Annotated in this window: 6 protein-coding genes; 4 read left to right on the top strand and 2 right to left on the bottom strand. The window is 65.8% G+C overall.

Going from position 1 to position 5,431, the window contains the following annotated elements:
* Positions 1-707: dicarboxylate/amino acid:cation symporter (locus DM995_RS07625; RefSeq protein ID WP_157973278.1), on the bottom strand; the 707-nt coding region annotated here is incomplete at its 3' end.
* Positions 708-961: 254 nt separating this feature from the next.
* Here DM995_RS07625 and glmM point away from each other — a divergent pair.
* The 4 genes from glmM (at position 962) to DM995_RS07605 (ending at position 4,586) form a co-directional block, all read left to right on the top strand.
* Positions 962-2,305 (top strand): phosphoglucosamine mutase, encoded by a 1,344-nt coding sequence (gene glmM / locus DM995_RS07620; RefSeq protein ID WP_116969040.1) that lies wholly within the window; start codon positions 962-964, stop codon positions 2,303-2,305.
* Positions 2,305-2,535 (top strand): DUF1272 domain-containing protein, encoded by a 231-nt coding sequence (locus tag DM995_RS07615; protein WP_023836450.1) that lies wholly within the window; start codon positions 2,305-2,307, stop codon positions 2,533-2,535. Before glmM ends, DM995_RS07615 begins: the two co-directional genes overlap by 1 nt.
* A 173-nt stretch (positions 2,536-2,708) precedes the next feature.
* Complete coding sequence (gene thiD, locus DM995_RS07610; protein WP_116969039.1) at positions 2,709-3,854, top strand: bifunctional hydroxymethylpyrimidine kinase/phosphomethylpyrimidine kinase; 1,146 nt, start codon at positions 2,709-2,711, stop codon at positions 3,852-3,854.
* Between the two features lie 108 nt (positions 3,855-3,962).
* Complete coding sequence (locus DM995_RS07605; RefSeq protein WP_116969038.1) at positions 3,963-4,586, top strand: superoxide dismutase; 624 nt, start codon at positions 3,963-3,965, stop codon at positions 4,584-4,586.
* Between the two features lie 219 nt (positions 4,587-4,805).
* On the opposite strand, the gene DM995_RS07600 is transcribed toward DM995_RS07605, so the two are convergent.
* Positions 4,806-5,423: an inner membrane-spanning protein YciB gene (locus DM995_RS07600; protein WP_116970363.1), complete on the bottom strand. Its 618-nt coding sequence runs from the start codon at positions 5,421-5,423 to the stop codon at positions 4,806-4,808.
* Positions 5,424-5,431 lie beyond the last annotated feature (8 nt).

The raw sequence follows: 5,431 nt of genomic DNA, 5'->3' as shown, positions 1-5,431 counted from the left end.
CCCGATAGCCACACCACGCCGCCGACGCTGGTGACGACGAGGACATAATGGCCGAGCGCGCCGAAGGCGGCGACGCCCGCGCGCGATCCGACCACCAGCCCGAGCGCAAACACGCCGATCGGCGCGAGCGCGAGCACCCAGCCGATCAGGATGATCATCGCGTCGGCGATCGCGGCGAACAGGCCCTGGACCGGCGCGCGCTGATCGGGCGAGAGCCGGGTCAGCGCAAAGGCGAAGGCGAGGGTGAAGATGATGAGCGGCAGGATCGCGTCATTGGCCGCAGCGGCGACCGGATTGGTCGGCACCAGCGCGCGCAGGAATTCGGTGAACGGCGGCACCTCGCCGGTCGGCTGGGCGGTGGCGAGCGCACCGCGCAACGCCGCGCGCGCGGCCTCGGGCAACGGAAACGCGGCGAGCAGGGCCGGGGTGACCAAGGCCGCCATCGCCGCCGATGCCCAGAGCAGCGCGATCATCGTCGCGATCGCGCGCACGGTCAGCCGCCCGGCGCTTGCCATCTGCGCGGTGCGCAGGATGCCGGTGACCAGTAGCGTGACGACCAGCGGAACGACGGTCATCTGCAGCCCGCGCAGCCAGAGCGATCCGACGACATCGGCGCCATTGACCAGCCCCGGCGCATTGCCGCCGACCGCCATGCCCAGAGCGATGCCGATGGCGAGAGCGACCAGGACCAGAAGGGTTTTCAGCATTCAGTCACGGCCCTTGTATGTTCATGATTCTGTTTGGTTCGCGATCCTGATTTCTTATGACCATGGATTGCGCGATCCGTCACCCTGAACTTGTTTCAGGGTCCATTTCGCCTCTCGCGGCTTGGGCTGCTGGGGCACGATGGATGCTGAAACGCGTTCAGCATGACGGGATTTGACATGACCGCTGGCGACAGAGTTGGCAAGTCCCGGCCCAATCCGCTAAGCCGCGAAAAAGGCCAATCAGGGGTTTACGCGTGACACGCAAGTTTTTCGGCACCGACGGTATCAGGGGACGCACCAATCAGGGTTTCATGACCGCGGCGATGGCAATGGCGGTGGGCCAGGCGGCAGGCGCGCATTTCCTGCGCGGCAGCCACAAGCACCGGGTCGTGATCGGCAAGGACACCCGGCTGTCGGGCTACATGATGGAGAACGCGCTGGTCGCGGGCTTTACCAGCGTCGGCATGGACGTGGTGCTGGTGGGCCCGATGCCGACGCCTGCGGTCGCATTGCTCACCCGATCGATGCGCGCGGACCTCGGCGTGATGATCTCGGCCAGCCACAACCCGTTCCAGGACAATGGCATCAAGCTGTTCGGCCCCGATGGCTTCAAGCTTTCCGACGAGGACGAGATGCAGATCGAGGCGATGCTCGAAGCGGGCAATCCGCAGCTCGCCGCCTCCGAAGCGATCGGCCGCGCCCGCCGCATCGAGGATGCGCGCGGCCGCTATATCCACGCGGTCAAGGCCTCGCTGCCCGATCAGGTGCGCCTGGACGGCCTCAAGATCGTCGTCGATTGTGCGCATGGCGCCGCCTATCAGGTCGCGCCCTCCGCCTTCTGGGAACTGGGCGCGGAGGTGATCGCGATCGGCGTCAATCCCAACGGGCTCAACATCAACGACCGGGTCGGCTCGACCCATGTCGAGGCGATGCAGGAGCGGGTCGTTGCCTCGGGCGCGGATATCGGCATCGCGCTCGATGGCGATGCCGACCGGTTGATTGTGGTCGACGAGAAAGGCACCGTCGTCGATGGCGACCAGATCATGGCGCTGATCGGCGGCAGCTGGGCGCGTCAGGGACGGCTGCGCGGCGGCGGCGTGGTGGCGACGGTGATGTCCAACCTGGGGCTCGAACGCTATCTCAAGGGCCAGGGGCTCGAGCTCGTCCGCACCAAGGTGGGCGACCGTTATGTGCTCGGTGCGATGCGCGCGGGTGGCTACAATGTCGGCGGCGAACAATCGGGGCACATGATCCTGACCGACCATGCCACCACCGGCGACGGCACGGTCGCCGCACTGCAGGTGCTCGCCGAGCTGGTGCGCGAGGGCAAGCCGGCGAGCGAGTTGCTCCACCTGTTCGATCCGGTGCCGCAGCTGCTCAAGAATGTCCGCTTCTCGGGCGGCAAGCCGCTGGAAAACCCGAAGGTGCAGAAGGTTATCGCCGAGGCCGATGAAGAGTTGCGTGGGCGTGGCCGGTTGGTCATCCGGCCCTCCGGCACCGAGCCCGTCATCCGCGTGATGGCCGAAGGCGACGATGCCGCGCAGGTCGAGGCGGTCGTCGACCGCATCTGCGCGGTCGTGGAAGAGGTGGCGCTCTGATGCTGGAAATGCGGCCCGATTGCGAACGCTGCGGCGCGGACACGCCGCCCGAGGCCCCCGGCGCGTTCATCTGCTCTTTCGAATGCACCTTCTGCGCCGAATGCGCCGAGGAGCTGGACGATCGCTGCCCCAATTGCGGTGGCGAACTGGTCGACCGGCCGGTGCGGCCCAAGAAGCTGCTCGAGAAATTTCCGGGATCGACCGTGCGGAAATTCACCCAGCATGGGTGAGCTTGCCCTTTGCACTCTCTCCGTTTGTCCCGAGCCCTTCGCCGCCGCCTGTCGGCTGCGCTCAGGATAAACTTCGGCCCGTGGCTGAAGTCGAGGGACCTAGCACCTCCCTTTTCGATCACGTCCCTCGACTTCGCTCGGGACAAACGGGTGAAGGTTTTGAAGGAACATCAATGTCCATCCCAAAGCCCGCCCGCATCCTGACCATCGCAGGCTCCGATTCCGGCGGGGGCGCGGGCATCCAGGCCGATATCAAGACCATCACCATGCTGGGCGGCCATGCGATGACCGCGATCACCGCGATCACCGCGCAGAATTCGCGCGGGGTCCATGCGGTGCAGGTGCTCGAGGCCGACATGGTCATCGCCCAGATCGACGCGGTGGCGCGCGATTTCGGGCTTGATGCGATCAAGATCGGCATGCTGGGCTCGCCCGCGATTGCGGAAGCGCTCGCCGATTGGCTTGTCGCGCACCCCGGCATTCCCGTCATCTTCGATCCCGTGATGATCGCCTCGAGCGGGGCGGTGCTCGCCGATCGCGCCACCATCGCGGCGTTCAAGCGTCTCATGGCCTGCGCCACTTTGGTCACGCCCAACCTGCCCGAGCTCGAGGCGTTGGGCGGCGAGGCGGCGGTGCTGGAACTGGCGCCTGCGCTGCTAATCAAGGGCGGCCATGCGGGGGGTGATAGCGTCACCGACCGGCTGGTCACCCGCGAAGGCGAGGTCGCGCGCTGGAGCGATCCGCGGATCGACAGCCCGCACAGCCATGGCACCGGCTGCACGCTCTCCAGCGCGATTGCGACGCTGCTGGGGCAGGGTGTTCCGATGGAAGCCGCGATCGAGCGCGCGCGCGTCTTCGTGCGGCTGGCGCTGCGCGATGCGCCCGGGCTCGTCGAGGCCAACGGACCGATGGGGCACCAGGCCGTGCGCAACGATGCGCTCGCCCGCGGCTGGCATCTCAACCAGGTGACGCTGGGCGCGACCGATTATGCTGCCTCGGTGACCTTCTACCGCGCGCTCGGCCTCACCCAGATCGTCGACAGCCCCGACAATGGCTATGCAAGGTTTCAGGCGGACAACGGCGCGACGCTCTCGATCCATGTCGGCGAGCCGGCAGGCGGGGCGATGGTCTATCTCGAATGCGCCGATCTCGACGCGCGCGTCGCGGCGCTCGCTTCAGACGGCTTTGCGATTGCCCAAGCCCCCAGCGACGAGAGCTGGGGCTGGCGCGAGGCGCGGCTGAGCGACCCGGCGGGCAATGTGCTTTGCCTCTATTTCGGCGGCGAAAACCGGCGCTATCCGCCCTGGCGGATCGGCTGACGGCGCTCAATTGCGCAACCCGGCCACTTGGCCCTTTACCGCAGGGCGCAATTGCCCATATGCGTTGCGGCAAGTTGTTAACGCCCATCCAGAAACAGGAGATGACCCATGGCTTTCGTCCTTCCCCCGCTCCCCTTTGACAAGACCGCCTTTGGCGACGTGATGTCGGCGGAGACCTTCGACTATCACCACGGCAAGCATCACAATGCCTATGTCGGCAAGGCGAACGACATGGTGAAGGGCACGGACCTGGAAGGCGCGAGCCTCTCCAAGGTGATCGTCGCCGCGAAGGAAAAGGGCAACAAGGGGCTGTTCAACAACGCCGCGCAGATCTGGAACCACACCTTCTTCTGGCACTGCCTCAGCCCCGAAGGCCAGTCGATCCCCGGCTCGCTCGAAGAGCGCATCAAGGCCGATTTCGGCTCGGTTGCCGATTTCAAGGACAAGCTGAAGGCCGAGGCCGTCGGCCATTTCGGCAGCGGCTGGGCCTGGCTAGTGCTCAACGGCGACAAGCTGGAAATCACCGCGCTGCACGACGCGGATTCCCCCGTGGCGCACGCCGGCATGAAGCCGCTGCTGACGCTCGATGTGTGGGAACACGCCTATTATATCGACTATCGCAACGCGCGCCCGGATTACCTGTCGACCGTGCTCGACAAGGCGATCAACTGGGAATTCGTCGCGCAGAACCTCGACGGCAAGGGCACCGAAAGGGCTGACCAGGAGGGTTGAGCTTTAGCTGACCTCGCTGACCTGTTCTCCGGCGAAAGCCGGAGTCCAGGGGCGGGGTAATCTGCAATCGCCCAGAATGCCGGAGTTCGCCAGAAATCGGGCTGGCGCTTCATGGTCCCCTGCGAAGGCAGGGGCCCATCACCAAAGCTCTCCAGTTTGTGCACACTGAACGGGCAGGAGATGGACCCCTGCCTTCGCAGGGGACCAGCAAGGGCGAGGTTATTCCCCCTTCGCCCCCTCGATCGCCAGGCCATGCTTCATCAGCATCGGGATCTGGCTCATCGCGAAGAGGAAGGACAGGGCGGTGACGCCCCAGACCTTGACCGTCAGCCAGGTCTCGAATGTCAGGAACTGGCGCAGGCCCTCGTTGATCAGCGCCATCACCACGAAGAACAACCCCCAGTTGCGCGAGAGCTTGAGCCAGCCGGTCTCGTCCAGCCCATCGTACGCCGCCTGCAGCAGATAGCGCAGCAGCGGCTTGCCCATCATCCAGCCACCGAGCAGCAGCGCGGCAAAGCCCGAATAGATGATCGTCGGCTTGATCTGGATGAAGCGTTCGTCGTTGAAATAGACCGTCAGCGCGCCGAAGCCGACGACCAGCACGGCGCTCAGCCACAGCATCGGCGAGACGCGGCCCAGCCGCCATTTGGACACCGCCACCGCGACGAGGATCGCGAGCATGAACGCCAGCGTGCCGTTGATCGCCGCGCGCGTGCTGGCGAGCGCCGCGCCGTCGCTCTGGGTCAGCTTGAACACCGCGAAGAAGATCAGCAACGGACCGAAATCGAGCAGCAGCGGCAACAGGCTGCCCTCGGACTTTTTCTTCGGCACGGCCACGGCCTCGG

The sequence above is a fragment of the Blastomonas sp. UPD001 genome, from assembly GCF_003426715.1.
In the GTDB taxonomy this organism is placed as follows: domain Bacteria; phylum Pseudomonadota; class Alphaproteobacteria; order Sphingomonadales; family Sphingomonadaceae; genus Blastomonas.
This window is presented reverse-complemented; position numbering and strand designations above follow the sequence as displayed.